At 61.0% G+C, this 14026-nt stretch carries 12 protein-coding genes; 6 read left to right on the forward strand and 6 right to left on the reverse strand.

The window, feature by feature from the left end:
- The first annotated feature begins 293 nt into the window (after positions 1-293).
- Complete coding sequence (gene ompA / locus NOM06_RS13325; RefSeq protein WP_236317127.1) at positions 294-1388, forward strand: porin OmpA; 1095 nt, start codon at positions 294-296, stop codon at positions 1386-1388.
- Between the two features lie 79 nt (positions 1389-1467).
- On the opposite strand, the gene NOM06_RS13330 is transcribed toward ompA, so the two are convergent.
- From NOM06_RS13330 to NOM06_RS13355, 6 genes are all read right to left on the reverse strand, one after another.
- Positions 1468-2577, reverse strand: coding sequence for a YeeE/YedE thiosulfate transporter family protein (locus NOM06_RS13330; RefSeq protein WP_227016257.1), 1110 nt, complete (start codon positions 2575-2577; stop codon positions 1468-1470).
- A 122-nt stretch (positions 2578-2699) separates the two neighbouring features.
- A complete protein-coding gene (locus NOM06_RS13335; protein WP_255911934.1) occupies positions 2700-4319 on the reverse strand; it encodes a methyl-accepting chemotaxis protein in 1620 nt (539 codons plus the stop codon).
- A 180-nt stretch (positions 4320-4499) separates the two neighbouring features.
- Entirely contained in the window at positions 4500-5396 is an 897-nt protein-coding gene (gene rarD / locus NOM06_RS13340; RefSeq protein WP_005356175.1) for an EamA family transporter RarD, read from the reverse strand.
- Positions 5397-5521: 125 nt separating this feature from the next.
- A complete protein-coding gene (locus NOM06_RS13345; RefSeq protein ID WP_005341999.1) occupies positions 5522-5692 on the reverse strand; it encodes a hypothetical protein in 171 nt (56 codons plus the stop codon).
- 126 nt (positions 5693-5818) lie between these two features.
- Positions 5819-7315, reverse strand: coding sequence for an aldehyde dehydrogenase (locus NOM06_RS13350; protein WP_255911936.1), 1497 nt, complete (start codon positions 7313-7315; stop codon positions 5819-5821).
- Between the two features lie 124 nt (positions 7316-7439).
- Entirely contained in the window at positions 7440-7982 is a 543-nt protein-coding gene (locus tag NOM06_RS13355) for a cupin domain-containing protein (protein ID WP_005339643.1), read from the reverse strand.
- Between the two features lie 186 nt (positions 7983-8168).
- Here NOM06_RS13355 and NOM06_RS13360 point away from each other — a divergent pair, with 186 nt between their 5' ends.
- The 5 genes from NOM06_RS13360 to NOM06_RS13380 all read left to right on the forward strand — a co-directional run bounded on the left by NOM06_RS13360 (position 8169) and on the right by NOM06_RS13380 (position 13965).
- Positions 8169-9500, forward strand: coding sequence for an aspartate aminotransferase family protein (locus tag NOM06_RS13360; protein WP_255911938.1), 1332 nt, complete (start codon positions 8169-8171; stop codon positions 9498-9500).
- An 80-nt stretch (positions 9501-9580) separates the two neighbouring features.
- Complete coding sequence (locus NOM06_RS13365; protein ID WP_255911940.1) at positions 9581-11077, forward strand: CoA-acylating methylmalonate-semialdehyde dehydrogenase; 1497 nt, start codon at positions 9581-9583, stop codon at positions 11075-11077.
- Between the two features lie 86 nt (positions 11078-11163).
- Positions 11164-11892, forward strand: a complete 729-nt coding sequence (locus NOM06_RS13370; RefSeq protein ID WP_255911942.1) for a glutamine amidotransferase — start codon at positions 11164-11166, stop codon at positions 11890-11892.
- A gap of 155 nt (positions 11893-12047) precedes the next feature.
- Positions 12048-13019, forward strand: a complete 972-nt coding sequence (locus NOM06_RS13375) for a LysR substrate-binding domain-containing protein (RefSeq protein ID WP_005356189.1) — start codon at positions 12048-12050, stop codon at positions 13017-13019.
- A gap of 106 nt (positions 13020-13125) precedes the next feature.
- Positions 13126-13965: a PfkB family carbohydrate kinase gene (locus NOM06_RS13380; RefSeq protein WP_100647089.1), complete on the forward strand. Its 840-nt coding sequence runs from the start codon at positions 13126-13128 to the stop codon at positions 13963-13965.
- Positions 13966-14026 lie beyond the last annotated feature (61 nt).

Here is a 14026-nt window from a genome sequence, read left to right on the forward strand (position 1 = left end):
GCTGCAACAACTCATCAGGAGGGAGGCGTTATGCCTCCCTTTTCTATTGCTGCGTGTAGATAGGTTCACTCCGTACGACGCAACGTCATGGTTTAACTGGCAAAACAGTGTGAATAGGTACACAGGTGATTTTTACGCCGGATATTGCTGGCAAGCTCACACTCCTGATGGCTTGGTCATTTGAGGCTGCGTTCGGATGGGATACCCTGAATAGCGGAGAGGCCGCCTGACGGCTTCACACAGGGAAAGTGCGCACTCAGGCGCCCATAACGACTTATTGCAGAGGCGAAAATATGAATAAATCCATGCTTGCCGTATTGGTCAGTGGTTTGCTGGCGGCCGGTGCCGTGCAGGCCGCCGCTCAGGACAATACCTGGTATGTCGGTGGCAAGGCCGGTTGGTCCAATTACTATGGCGTTGACCACAATCAGTATGCCGAGTCGATTGCCCAGACGTTGGGTAATACCAGCGAGAACACGGATGATCTGGGTCTGGGCCTGTTCGCCGGTTACCAGCTCAACCCCAACCTGGGTTTCGAGCTGGGCTATGACTGGCTTGGCAAATACGACACCACTTCGGGCACTGGCACCAATACCCTCAATACCGAAGCCAAAGGCCAGATGATTCAGGCCACCATGAAGATCAGCTTCCCGGCAACGAATGTGCTCGATCTTTATGGCCGACTGGGCGGTGCTTATGCCTGGACGGATAGCGAGATCAGCTTCGCCAATACCAGCGAGACCGGCAAGAAGCATGGCGCCGCCTTCGTTGGTGCGCTGGGTGCCGAATACGCCATCGATCGTGACTGGGCCGCCCGTCTGGAGTACCAGTACACTACGCCGCTGGGAGATGCGTCTCTCGATCGCTCCGGTATCGAGATGGATAACGGCCTGATTTCGTTCGGGATGCTCTATCGCTTCGGTCAGCAAGGTGGCGAGGTCGCTGCACCGGCGCCAGCTCCGGCCGCCGAACCGGCACCTGTAGCCGTGGTTGAGCCCAAGACCTTCAGCCTGAGTTCCGATGTGCTGTTCGAGTTCAACAAGGCGACCCTGAAACCGGCTGCCAATCAGGCGCTCGATGCCCTGTTCAGCCAGATTGTGGCGGCCAATCCGAAAGATGGTGTCGCAACTGTCATCGGTTATACCGACCGCATCGGTTCCGACAACTACAACCTGGCCCTCTCCGAGAAGCGGGCCCAGAGCGTGGCCAGCTATCTGGTATCCAAAGGCTTGTATGCCGACAAGGTACGAGTCGAGGGGCGTGGCAAGGCCAATCCGGTCACTGGCAGCAGCTGTGCCAGCCGCTCCAAGCAGGAGCTGATTGCCTGTCTGGCACCGGATCGCCGGGTGGAAATCCATCTGGAAGGGGTTTCCCAGCCTGTCCAATAAGCAGAGCGACGGGAGCAGTAAATGTAAAAACGGGAGGCTTGGCCTCCCGTTTCTTATGGGGTGTTTACGATGTCGAGCCTCAGAGCCCGAACAGCGGGCGCAGGCGAATGCCGATCAGGCTGCCAGCGAGGGCCATCAACATCCAGACCCAGCCGTGCAGGCTGCCAGAGGCTGTGCCATCGAAGAAGCCGCCGAGGTTGCAGGCGGCGTACATGGCGCCCATCCCCATCAACAGGCCGCCAATGATGGATGCCAGACTGTTGCCGAGTCGCATCGGGGCGAAGGTGCCGCCACCGCTCAAACAGCGCGCCAGCATGGCCCCCAGAATGCCGAGCCAGAACATGCCGACCATGGGGTTGATAAAGAGTGGCTGGGCCAGCTTGGGGTTGCCCTCGAACAGGCCAAACAGGGAGGCGCCGCGCAGCGCCATGTCATAGACGGCGCCGGTGATGGTCCAGGCCGAGCCGTGCAGGGCGACGACAGTTGAGTTGAGTATGGCGATGATGATGCCGCCGGTCAGCACGGTGAAGCGGCCATCGCGCCAGAACAGATTGCCGCCGCTGAAGAGGGGCTTGAGTTCGCCGGTACGCTTGAGTTCGCTCTTGCGAAACAGCAGGAACAGCGCGGCGACCAGCGCCAGGTTGAGCAGCATGCCGCTCCAGATATTGCCGGTCAAATCCTTGGCCAGCACCACATGGCTGGAGAAGGTAGCCTCCAGTTCGGGGCGGAACTGGTTGCTGATGAGGGTGCCGATGCCGTAGCAGATTAGCACCAGCCAGAAGCGGGGTTGCCCCTCGCCGCAGCAGTAAAGAGTGCCGGTGGCACAGACGCCTGCCAGCTGCATGCCGATGCCGAACAGGAAGGCTCCGACGATGAAGGGAATGCCGATAGCCATCACGTTACCCACCATGGCATCGCCAAACAGGGCGTGGCTAAAGGAGAGGAAGGTGGTGAACAGCAGAATTTCGATGGCGATGGTGAGCAGGTGAACCCGCACGTAGTAGCTGTTGCGTTTGGTCAGCATTTCGCGCCAACCGAATACGATGCCGAAGCGACTGAAGGAGAGGGTGAAGCCGAAGCCGAATCCGATCAGGGCCATCAGAGCCCATTTCATACCAAAGGTGTTGCCAAGCCAGAGTAACGCTCCCCCCGCGATTATCACGATGGGGAGCGACCATTTTCGAGTCATGTCAGTTGATCCTTGCAGTTGGTTTTCAGAGGGGCGGATCCTATTCCCTCATGGAGTCTAATGCTACCCATTTAACCAGTGCAGAGAAAAAGGGGAGCGCTGACTCCCGTCAGCGCCGGGGATCAATGGCGGGTGGTGTCGAGATGGAAGTGGTGAGTCTGCCTGGTCAGGATGCGGGCGTGCTGGGCGACCATGGTCGCCTCTTCGGCGGCGTGGCTGGCGCTCTGATTGACTTCGGCCGCCAACCGCGACATCTCGCCGACCTGATGGTGGATCCCCTGCACCAGCCGGGTCTCATCGCTCATCAACTGATCGACCTGAGCGATGCGCTGGTTGATCTCCTCGCAGCTCTGCGCGATCCGGGCGACGCTCTGGCGCGCTGTCATCGTGTGAGTGACCGCCTGTTCGACCCGGGCCAGCTCGGTATCCATCTCGCTGGCGGCGCGCAGGCTGACATCCTGGATCTTGCCGATGATGGTGTTGATCTCGGTGGTGGCGCTGCCGGTGCGGGTCGCCAGCGAGCGTACTTCATCCGCCACCACGGCAAAACCGCGTCCCTGTTCACCTGCCCGCGCCGCTTCAATGGCCGCGTTCAGCGCCAGCAGATTGGTCTGCTCCGCAATATCGTGAATGGCGCCCGCCAGCCCGGCAATCTGCTGCGAGAGGCCAGCCAGATCCGAAATGGTATGGGAGACCTGCTTCACTCCCGTGACTTGCTCCCCGATCACCTGTTCCACGGTGTGGATGGCGATCGTCGCCTCTTGTGCCCGCTCTGCTGACTGCAGGGTTTGCTCCCCCACTTGGTGTAGCTGGCTACCCGCCTGTTCAATGGAGTGGGTGAGCTGTTCGATGGCCTGTTCGATATGGTGGGCCGCCCCGACCTGAGCCTGACTGTCATCGGTGTGCCGTTGTGCCATGGCGGTCAGGCTGGTGGCGCGATCATCCAGCGTACTGGCGCTGCGTTGCAGCGATTCCACCAGGGTTGCCAGCTGGTCACGCATGGCCCCGATCTGGTGGATCAGCTCGCCGATGGCATCAAGCCCTGGCTCCGGCATGGGGCGGTTCAACTCCCCTTCGGCGATGGCGGCGGTGGCTTTGCCTGCGGCCAGCAGCCGCTGTTGGGTGGGGCGTCCCAGCCAGAAGATGAGCCCGGCCCCCAGCAGTGCGGCGCACAACAGCAGGCCGTAGCAGAGTCGGGTAGTGTTGGCGAGATGGGCCATCTGCTCGGCGGCATACTCGTTGCCGCGGATGACGGTGGCGTCCACCCCTAGCCGGTGGGCGTTATAGAGGGTGTGCAGGCGTGCCGCAATCGCGCCCGCCTGCGCCAGGTCCCCCGCCTTGATGGCGGGGACAAACTTGTCGTTGAGCAACTGCCAGAACAGTTCCCCCTGCACTTTTTGCTCCCCTAGCAGCAGCTCCCTGAGGGGCTCGTTCAGGCTGCTCTCTTGCCAGAAACGGTTACGGCTCTCGAACTCTTGCTGCAGTCGGGCGAGGGTTTGCAGCAGGGGCTCCCGCTCCTCCGGTTTGGCATGGAGCAGGGTGTAGACCTGCAACTGGGATTCGATGAGGTAGAGGGGCGGCGGCAGAATATCGGCTACCACATCCTTCCCCTGTCCCATCTGATCGGCTGCGCTCCGGACCGAATAAAGCCCGAAAAAGCTGATGGAGATCAGTGTGATAATGACCATGATCCCCAGAACCTGACCAAAAAGCAGAGATCTGTCGTGAATGTGCTTGAGCATGTTGCCTCCATTCGGCTCCGTTCATGGATAGCATAGCTCTCTGGCGGGATAGTGAGACTCGGGTGTGGTCTGTTGATGGTCAGTCGGCTCTGGAAAAGGGGGAGTAGCAGTCTGAAAACCTCCGGTGGCACGAAAAAGAACCCCGGCTGATGAGCCGGGGTCGATGGTGGTGAGGCGGTGTCAGGTCCGGCTTGGCGCGGCTTTGCCGCTGCGCAGCCCATCAAGACTGAACAGCACCAGCGCGCTCCAGATGCAGGCAAAGGTGAGCAGTTTGTCCATCGCCAGCGCTTCCCCATAGAGGGTGACCGCGAGGATGAACATCAGGCTGGGGCCTATGTACTGGAAGAAGCCCAGGGTGGAGAGCTTGAGCCGGGTCGCGGCGGCGGTGAAGCAGAGCAGGGGGGCCGTGGTGACGGCGCCAGCGGCGATCAGCAGCAGGTTGAGGTGCCAGTCGTTCTGGGTGAGATGGCTGGTGGGGCTGTCGGCAAAGCCCCACAGATAGATGGCCGCTGGTGGCAGCATGATCATGGTTTCGATCAGCAGACCGGTGAGGGCATCGAGGGCCAGTTTTTTGCGCACCAGCCCATAGATGGCAAAGCTCGACGCCAGCACCAGCGCAATCCAGGGTAAGGAGCCAAAGGCGATAAGCTGGATCGCCACGCCGGCAAAGGCCAGCGCCACCGCCCACCACTGCAGGCGGCGCAGCTTCTCACTCAGAAACACCATTCCCAACAGTACGTTGAACAGCGGGTTGATGTAGTAGCCGAGGCTGGCATCCAGCATATGGCCGTTGTTGATGGCCCAGATGAACAGCAGCCAGTTGCCGCCGACGGTAACCGAGGTAAACGCCAGGGTGAGCAGCACTTTTGGCTGGCGCAGCACCGCCTGCACTTTGTGCCACTGACGGCCTGCCAGGGTCAGGACCATCAGCAGCACGCAGGACCAGATCATCCGGTGGGTCAGGATCTCGGCGGCCGGGACGGCAGAGATGGTCTTGAAATAGATGGGGGCTATGCCCCAAAGGGTATAGGCGCACAGGGCGTAGATGACGCCCTGACGCTGGATCTGTTGCGGCATGCGGATGACCTTTACTGAAGCGTTGGATGCGGGAAAACATCGCAAAAAATCAGTGTAGCGATCCTTTTGCGGGGAAAGAAGCGAATAAACGAAGTTTGAGGAATAAGAGGATTGTGGCTGGCCGATCAGCCTTTACCGCGGCGGATCTTGTCGACGTCCATCAACAGCCACAACATCAGGGCGATGGCGGAGATCCAGGGGCCCCAGGTCACGTAGGCCTCGCCGTGCCCCAGCACGAAGAACAGCAGGGGCAAACCGATCACCAGAAAAAGTACGCTTCCCAGAAAAAATAGCATTTTTGTCTTTATATTTAACATGTTGGCTTTTTTATCATTATAAGGATTGAGCCCGGTGATGGAAGGCCAAAAATGCAAAAGGGGGATTTCTCCCCCTTTTTGATCCGATAGTGCTGCTTTGTCGTGTTATTCCAGCTGAATCCAGGTGCTTTTCAGCTCGGTGTACTTCTCCAGCGCATGAAGTGACTTGTCGCGACCGTTACCGGACTGTTTGAAGCCGCCAAATGGCATGGTCATGTCACCACCGTCCCAGTTGTTGACGAACACGGTACCGGCGCGCAGGGCGCGGGAGCCTTTCACCGCCTTGTTGAGATCCGCCGTCCAGATCGCCGCCGCCAGCCCATAGTCGGTGTCGTTGCCCAGCGCGATAGCCTCCTCCAGGGTATCGAAGCCGGTCACCGCCAGCACAGGGCCGAAGATCTCCTCGCGGAAGATGCGCATCTGCGGGGTCACGTTGTCGAAAATGGTGGGTTCGATATAGAAGCCGCCACTCTCCATATTGGTGCGGTTGCCCCCCAGCAGCAGCTTGGCCCCCTCCTGCTTGCCAATTTCGATATAGCGCAGCACCTGCTCCATCTGGATGTGATCCACCATGGCGCCGATGCGGGTCGCAGGGTCGAGCGGGTTGGCCGAGATCCACTCGCGGGCATGGGCCAGCAGTCGCTCCATAAATTGCGGTTTGATGTTGTTTTGCACCAGCAGCCGAGAGGCGGCGGTACATACCTCGCCCTGGTTGTAGAAGATGGCGCCAGCGGCGCTCTTGGCCGCAGCGTCCAGATCCGGCGCATCCGCCAGTATGATGTTGGGGCTCTTGCCGCCGCACTCCATAAAGGCGCGCTTGAGGTTGGACTTGCCGGAGCACTCCACCAGATGTTTACCGATCTTGGTGGAGCCGGTGAAGGTGATGCAATCCACGTCCATATGCATGGCCAGCGCCTCGCCCACGGTATGGCCAAAGCCCGGCAGCACGTTGAACACGCCGTCCGGAATGCCCGCTTCCTTGGCCAGACCGGCGATACGCAGGGCGGTCAGGGGGGATTTTTCGGAAGGCTTGAGAATGACCGAGTTGCCGGTAGCGAGCGCCGGGCCCAGCTTCCAGCAGGCCATCACCAGCGGGAAGTTCCAGGGCACTATGGCGGCGACCACCCCGAGCGCTTCGCGGGTCACCAGCGCCAGTGCTGACTCCTCCACCGGGGCGACCTGATCGTAAATCTTGTCGATGGCTTCGGCGTTCCAGGCGATGCAGTTGGCGGCGGCGGGGGCGTCATAGCCCATGGCATCGCCGATGGGTTTGCCCATATCCAGCGACTCCAGCAGCGCCAGCTCCACCTTGTTGAGGCGCATCAGCTCGGCGAAGCGCAGCATGATCTGCTTGCGCTGTTTCGGCGGCAGGCCGCTCCAGCGCTTGTCGTTGAAGGCGTCACGGGCAGCCTGTACCGCCAGTTCGGCATCGGCGGCATCGCAGGCCGCCACCTTGGTCAGCAGCTTGCCGTTGGCCGGGTTGATGCAATCGAAGGTGGCGCCATTGACGGCATCCCGATAGCTGCCGTTGATAAAGGCTTGCGAGGGCAGGGTCAGATGGGCGGCCTTGTGTTGCCACTGGGCCAGGGTCAGGTCACTCATGTTCACTCCTTGAACCGGCAAAAGTCAGTTTCCGCGTATCAATATGCTAAACATCCTGCCGCTTGTAAATCCATATTGTAACAATTCATTAAACATTGCTCTCCTGCCGATGCGCCTCTGAATGTCAGAAACTGGCGGGGGTGTTGGCCGAGATCAGCACGCACTCCTGCTCGCCACTATTGCGAAAACGGTGGGGGGTGCGGCTGTCGAAGTAGTAGCCATCTCCGGCGCCCAGCAGGTAGATCTGCTCGCCCACGGTCACTTCAACCTCGCCCTTGATGACGATGCCGCACTCTTCACCCTCGTGGCTCAGCATGTCGTCGCCGGTGTCGGCGCCCGGTGGCAGCACCTCCTGCAACATGCCGATGGCGCGGTTGGCACGGCTGTGCCCGACCAGCCGGTAGCTGATGGGATGGGTGCCGAGATCCGGCATATCGGCGGCGCGGAAGATCACTTCGGTGCCCATTTCAGTCTCTTCGGTGAAGAAGCTGGCCAGCGACATGGGGATCCCTTCCAGCACCTTGCGCAGGGAGGCGACAGAGGGGCTCACCTGATTTTTCTCGATCTGGGAGATAAATCCGTTGGTCACACCGGAGCGCTTGGCCAGCTCGCGCTGGGAGAGGGCTGCCTTGGTGCGAACCGCCTTGAGGCGGTGACCGATATCCATCTATAGACACTCCTTGACTGTTTACTATTATTAAAATTGTGTTAAATATCTTATACCACCCTGCTGATGCGTCTAGCTAGGGGTGGCACCAGACAGGGCGATAACGGGCCCTTTTTTATGGATTCAGGTGTTTAATTTAATAGGCATTGGCCGACAGTTGCTAAACACCTTAAGGATGAGGTGACCATGAAACCGATCAGCGACATTAATACGCCCTCCGACATGTCCGCGTTCTGGATGCCGTTCACCGCCAACCAGCAGTTCAAGGCGGCGCCGCGTATCCTGAAGTCGGCAGAGGGGATGTATTATCACTCAGAGGATGGCCGCAAGATACTGGATGGCACAGCCGGACTCTGGTGTTGCAACGCGGGCCATGGTCGGCGCGAGATTGCCGAGGCGGTCTCCCAGCAGATTTCCCACCTCGATTTTGCCCCCACTTTCCAGATGGGCCACCCCCTGCCGTTCGAGCTGGCCAACCGGCTGGTGGAGATCGCTCCCAAGGGGTTTGGCCATGTCTTCTACACCAACTCCGGTTCCGAGTCGGTCGATACCGCGCTAAAAATCGCGCTGGCTTGGCAGCGGGCTCGCGGTCAGGGCACTCGCACCCGACTGATTGGCCGCGAGCGTGGCTATCACGGGGTCGGCTTTGGCGGCATCTCGGTGGGAGGCATTCCCGGTAACCGCAAGTGGTTCGGCTCCCTGCTGACCGGGGTGGATCATCTGCCCCATACCCTCAACATCGCCAAGAACGCCTTCACCAAAGGGCTGCCCGAGGAGGATGTGGCGCTGGCCGACGAGCTGGAGAAGATCGTCTTTCTGCACGATGCCAGCAATATCGCGGCGGTGATCGTCGAGCCCATCGCTGGCAGTACTGGCGTGCTGATGCCCCCCAAAGGCTACCTCAAGCGGCTGCGGGAGATCTGCACCAAGCACGGCATCCTGCTGATTTTTGACGAGGTGATCACCGGTTTCGGTCGCCTCGGCTCCCCCTTCGCCGCACAGGAGTTCGATGTCATCCCCGACATGATCACTTGCGCCAAGGGGCTGACCAACGGCGCTATCCCGATGGGGGCGGTGCTGGTGCAGAAGCACATTTATGACGACATGATGGCGGCAGGCAAAGGGGCCATCGAGCTGTTCCACGGCTACACCTACTCCGGCCATCCGGTGGCTGCGGCTGCGGGTCTGGCGACCCTCGAGATCTATCGCAACGAGAACCTGCTCAGCCGCGCCGCCGATCTGGCGGGCTACTGGGAGGAGGCGGCCCATTCGCTGAAGGGCTGCAAGCATGTGAAGGATGTGCGCAACTACGGGCTGGTAGCGGGTATCGAGCTGGAATCCATGCCGGATGCACCGGGCAGGCGCGCCTATGAGGTGTTTGTTCGCTGCTTCGAGAAGGGGGCTCTGATCCGGGTGACCGGCGACATCATCGCTCTGTCGCCACCTCTCATTATCGAGCGCAGCCAGATCGACGATCTCTTCACCCTGCTGCAGGATGCCCTGCAGGTACAACCTTAATCCATTTGATGGCCCCGCACTGCGGGGCCTTGCGTTGGTTTGCTCAGCGCATTTACCACATCAGTTATCACGGAGGATACATGACATACAGGGTCAGCAACTTCATCAACGGCCAGCCGCAGGAGAGTCGCAGCGAGCGCCAGGGGGCCATCTTCAATCCCGCCTGCGGCAACCAGCAGGGGAGTGTGGGGCTGTCGAGCGCCGCCGAGTGTCAGGAGGCGATCGCCATCGCCGAGCGCGCCTTTGCCGACTGGTCGCAAACCCCGCCGCTGGTGCGGGCCCGGGTCTTTTTCCGCTTCAAGGAGTTGATGGAGCAGCACAGGGACGAGTTGGCCCAGCTCATCAGCCGTGAACACGGCAAGGTCTTCTCCGATGCGCAGGGTGAGTTGACCCGCGGGCTGGAGGTGGTGGAGTTTGCCTGCGGCATTCCCCATCTGCTCAAGGGGGAGCACTCCCTCAACGTCGGCCGCGGTGTGGACAGCTACTCCATGATGCAGCCGGTGGGGGTCTGCGCCGGTATAACCCCGTTCAACTTCCCGGCCATGGTGCCGCTCTGGATGTTCCCGGTCGCCATCGCCTGCGGCAACACCTTCATTCTCAAGCCCTCCGAGAAGGATCCCTCCCTCTCGTTGCGGATGGCCGAGCTGCTCAAGGAGGCCGGTCTGCCTGACGGCGTGCTCAACGTGGTGAATGGTGACAAGGAGGTGGTGGATGTGCTGCTGACCGACCCGCGGGTCGGAGCCGTGTCGTTTGTCGGTTCCACCCCCATTGCCCAGTACATCTATGCCACCGCCTCTGCCCACGGCAAGCGGGTGCAGGCGCTGGGCGGCGCCAAGAACCACATGGTGGTGATGCCGGATGCGGACCTCGATCAGGCGGTCTCCGCCCTGATGGGGGCTGCTTATGGGGCGGCGGGTGAGCGCTGCATGGCTATTTCGGTGGCCGTGGTGGTGGGGGACGAGACCGCCGATGCGCTGGTGGCCAAGCTGACGCCGCTGGTGGAAAAACTGCGGGTGGGCCCGGGGCTGGGCCAGAGCCCGGAGAACGAGATGGGGCCGCTTATCAGCAAGGAGCATCTGGCCAAGGTGCGCGGCTACGTGGATCAGGGGGTGACCGAGGGAGCTGTGCTGCGGGTCGATGGTCGCACGCTGAGCCACGACGAGGGTTACTTTATCGGGGGCTGCCTGTTTGACGAGGTAACCCCCGAGATGCGCATCTACCGCGAGGAGATCTTCGGCCCTGTGCTCTCCATCGTGCGGGTGCCGGATTACGAGACGGCGCTGCGCCTCATCAACGAGCACGAGTACGGCAACGGCACCGCCATCTTTACCTGTGACGGCGACACCGCGCGGGACTTCACGGCGCGAGTTCAGGTCGGTATGGTAGGGGTGAACGTCCCCATTCCGGTGCCGATGGCGTTTCACAGCTTTGGCGGCTGGAAGCGCTCCATCTTCGGGCCGCTCAACATGCACGGGCCGGACGGGGTTCGCTTTTATACCCGGATGAAGACGGTCACGGCGCGCTGGCCCCAGAGCCTGCGCAGTGGTGCCGAGTTCTCCATGCCAACCATGAAGTGATGAGCCCAGAGCTCACCACCATGATTTGATTCTCTTGCCCCCGCAGATCGCTGGTCTGCGGGGGCACTTCTGTAAAGGAGCAACAGATGCGATTGGGAATTCTCGATTGTGACCGGCTGGATCCCGATCTGGCGGATCGTTTTGGCCCCGTCTACTCCGAGATGTTTATCAGGGGGTTTCAGCCGCTGGCACCCGAGCTGGAGTTTCGGGTCTGGTCAGCCATCGATGGCGAATTACCGGAGGATCTGCATGAGTGCGATGCCTGGCTCATCACAGGTTCGCGCCACGACGCCTACAGCGATATCCCCTGGATCCAGGCGCTGCGCGGCTGGATCCGCCATGCCCATGATGCCGACGTCAAGTTGGCCGGGATCTGTTTCGGCCATCAGGTGATCGCCCAGGCGCTCGGTGGCGAAGTGGTGAAATCAACCAAGGGGTGGGGGCTGGGGGTGTCGGTTCACCCCATGCTGGAAGATGCCCCCTGGATGGCGCCGGCGCGGGATCATATCCGCATTCTGGCGAGCCATCAGGATCAGGTGGCGCTGCTTCCCCCCGGAGCAACCCGGCTGGCGGGCAACGATTTTTGTCCCAACTTCATGTTCCTGCAGGGGGACAACATAGTGGCCATTCAGGGGCATCCCGAGTTCTCGGTGGAGTACAACCGGGCGCTGATCGAGCGACGCCGTGGCCTGCTGCCCGACGAGCGTTACCAGAGCAGCCTCTCCTCGCTGGAGGGGGAGGTGGATTCGACCACCATGATGCAGTGGTTGCTGCAGTTTTTGGGGGTCCTGCCGCTGCGGGCTGGCGCAGCCTGAGCCCGGTTTGTCAGCGACCCCCTTCGGGTGCTAGATTTTGTAGCAAAATGAAGGATCAAGCGCTGCGATGTCGGGATCGGATGATACACTGGCCGCCCTTTGTGGCGGCCTGTTTGTCTGGCGTGATCGCCGCACCAGCTTGAGAGGGTGAAGCCTTGAAACTACAGCAATTGAAGTACTTGATCGCGATCCGGGACCACAACCTCAATGTGTCCGTTGCTTCCGATGCGCTCTTCACCAGCCAGCCGGGGGTCAGCAAACAGATTGGCCTGCTGGAGAGCGAGCTGGGGGTGCGGATCTTCGAGCGCCGTGGCAAGCATTTGCACCGCATTACGCCGGTGGGGGAGGAGATCATCAAGTGTGCCGAGGCGATGCTCAATATCGAGAGCAAGATTAAGGCGATCTCCCGCGAGTATCTGGATCCGACCGTGGGCACCCTCAATATTCACACCACCCACACCATCGCCCGCTATCTGCTGCCCAAGTCGGTCACCTACTTCACCAAGAAGTATCCCAAGATCTCGTTCCACCTCCATCCGGTGATGTCGGCGAGTAAGGAGCAGATCAGCAAGGGTTACTCCGATTTCTCCATCGTTGCCCACGAGATTGGCTTCGACAAGGAGCTGATCGCGCTGCCCGCCTACCTCTGGACCCTCTCGCTGGTGGTGCCGCAGGATCATCCGCTGGCCAAGGTGAAGAAGCCGACCCTGGAGCAGCTCTGCCACTACCCCATCCTCAGCTACGAGAGTGGTGCCACTGGCCGACAGGTGCAGGACGAGGTGTTCCATGCCGCCGGTCTCACCCCGAGCTACTACATGACGGTGATGGATGCCGGGGTGATCAAGCGCTACGTGGAGCTGGGCTTTGGCATCGGCATCATCTCCTCGCTGGTAGCCAACGACACCGATAGCCCCGGGCTGGTCTCCATCAATCTGGAGCACCTGTTCAAGCCCTGCCCGGCGCAGATCTGTTTCAGCAAGAGCATCCTGCTTCAGAACTACATGTATGACTTCATCAGCTCCTTCTCGCCCCACCTCACCAAAGAGGTGATTCAGAGCGTGATGCAGCAGCCGAGTCAGGCGCGCATTGACGAGCTGCTGGCCGGGGTGGAGCTGCCCATCTATTGATCCCGATCGGATTCCCGATCGCTGCCGGTTGTCTCTTCTGTCAGGCTGGGCTCTACTCGGGGTTCAGCCTGTCTCTTTTGGGCTATCTCCATCGTCCGAGGTCTCTATGTCCCGCATTCTGCTGCTTGCCAATCTCAACTGTGATCATGTGCTCTCCCTCTCCGAACCGCTGGTGGCGGGGGCCCGGCTGCAATATGTGGATCAGGGGCGCAGGCTCGGCGGTGGCGCCGCCAATACCGGCATCGGGCTGGTATGGGCGGGTCACGAGGTGACCATCGCCTCCCGCATCGGGCTGGACGAGACCGGCGACTGGCTGCTGGAGCAGGCGGCCGGTTACGGGCTGGATTGCAGCCATGTGGAGCGCTTTGGCGGTGAGACCGGCGAGTTGCTGATCCTGGTGGACTCCACTGGCGAGCGCACCATACTGCGCCGCCCGCGGCGTCCCGACCTGCCCGGCGATCTGCCTCTGGATGGGGTGGATTGCCTCTATGTGAACTATCCCGGTACCGCCATCATCAGTTACATGCGCCAGATGCTCGGCAAGAGCTTCGTGGTAGCCCAGTATCCCAAGGGCGGCCAAGCGCGCCGTCCCTGCCATGTGCTGGTAGCCTCCCGCTCTGATCTCGGCGAGGTGAGCGACCCCTGGCAGCATGCCCGCCAGCTGGCGGGGGAGCAGCTCGAATGGCTGGTGTTGACTGAGGGCAAGGCGGGGGCGGTGGCCATCCATGGTGACGAGCAGATCCGGGTCGCCGCCCGGCCAGTATCTGTGGTCGATACCACGGGGGCGGGGGATGCTTTCGCTGGCGGATTGATCCATGGTCTGGCGAGGGGCATGGCGATCAAGGATGCGCTACAGTGCGCGGTGGACTGGGGGGCGTTTGCCGTCGCCTCCGAGAGCTCCATCCCCTCGGTTGCGCTGAAAAACTGGCTGAAACAACCCCACTGAACCACCTCTTTGACGGTCGATTGAGGGGCGGTTTGCGGGCCATATGGCCGCTGGTCGAAGG

The sequence above is a fragment of the Aeromonas sp. JL9 genome (assembly GCF_024436075.1).
In the GTDB taxonomy this organism is placed as follows: domain Bacteria; phylum Pseudomonadota; class Gammaproteobacteria; order Enterobacterales; family Aeromonadaceae; genus Aeromonas; species Aeromonas veronii.

Coding starts and splice junctions, on each gene's coding strand:
- ompA (WP_236317127.1), top strand. CDS start 294: ATGAATAAATCCATGCTTGCCGTATTGGTCAGTGGTTTGCTGGCGGCC.
- NOM06_RS13330 (WP_227016257.1), bottom strand. CDS start 2,577: ATGACTCGAAAATGGTCGCTCCCCATCGTGATAATCGCGGGGGGAGCG.
- NOM06_RS13335 (WP_255911934.1), bottom strand. CDS start 4,319: ATGCTCAAGCACATTCACGACAGATCTCTGCTTTTTGGTCAGGTTCTG.
- rarD (WP_005356175.1), bottom strand. CDS start 5,396: ATGCCGCAACAGATCCAGCGTCAGGGCGTCATCTACGCCCTGTGCGCC.
- NOM06_RS13345 (WP_005341999.1), bottom strand. CDS start 5,692: ATGCTATTTTTTCTGGGAAGCGTACTTTTTCTGGTGATCGGTTTGCCC.
- NOM06_RS13350 (WP_255911936.1), bottom strand. CDS start 7,315: ATGAGTGACCTGACCCTGGCCCAGTGGCAACACAAGGCCGCCCATCTG.
- NOM06_RS13355 (WP_005339643.1), bottom strand. CDS start 7,982: ATGGATATCGGTCACCGCCTCAAGGCGGTTCGCACCAAGGCAGCCCTC.
- NOM06_RS13360 (WP_255911938.1), top strand. CDS start 8,169: ATGAAACCGATCAGCGACATTAATACGCCCTCCGACATGTCCGCGTTC.
- NOM06_RS13365 (WP_255911940.1), top strand. CDS start 9,581: ATGACATACAGGGTCAGCAACTTCATCAACGGCCAGCCGCAGGAGAGT.
- NOM06_RS13370 (WP_255911942.1), top strand. CDS start 11,164: ATGCGATTGGGAATTCTCGATTGTGACCGGCTGGATCCCGATCTGGCG.
- NOM06_RS13380 (WP_100647089.1), top strand. CDS start 13,126: ATGTCCCGCATTCTGCTGCTTGCCAATCTCAACTGTGATCATGTGCTC.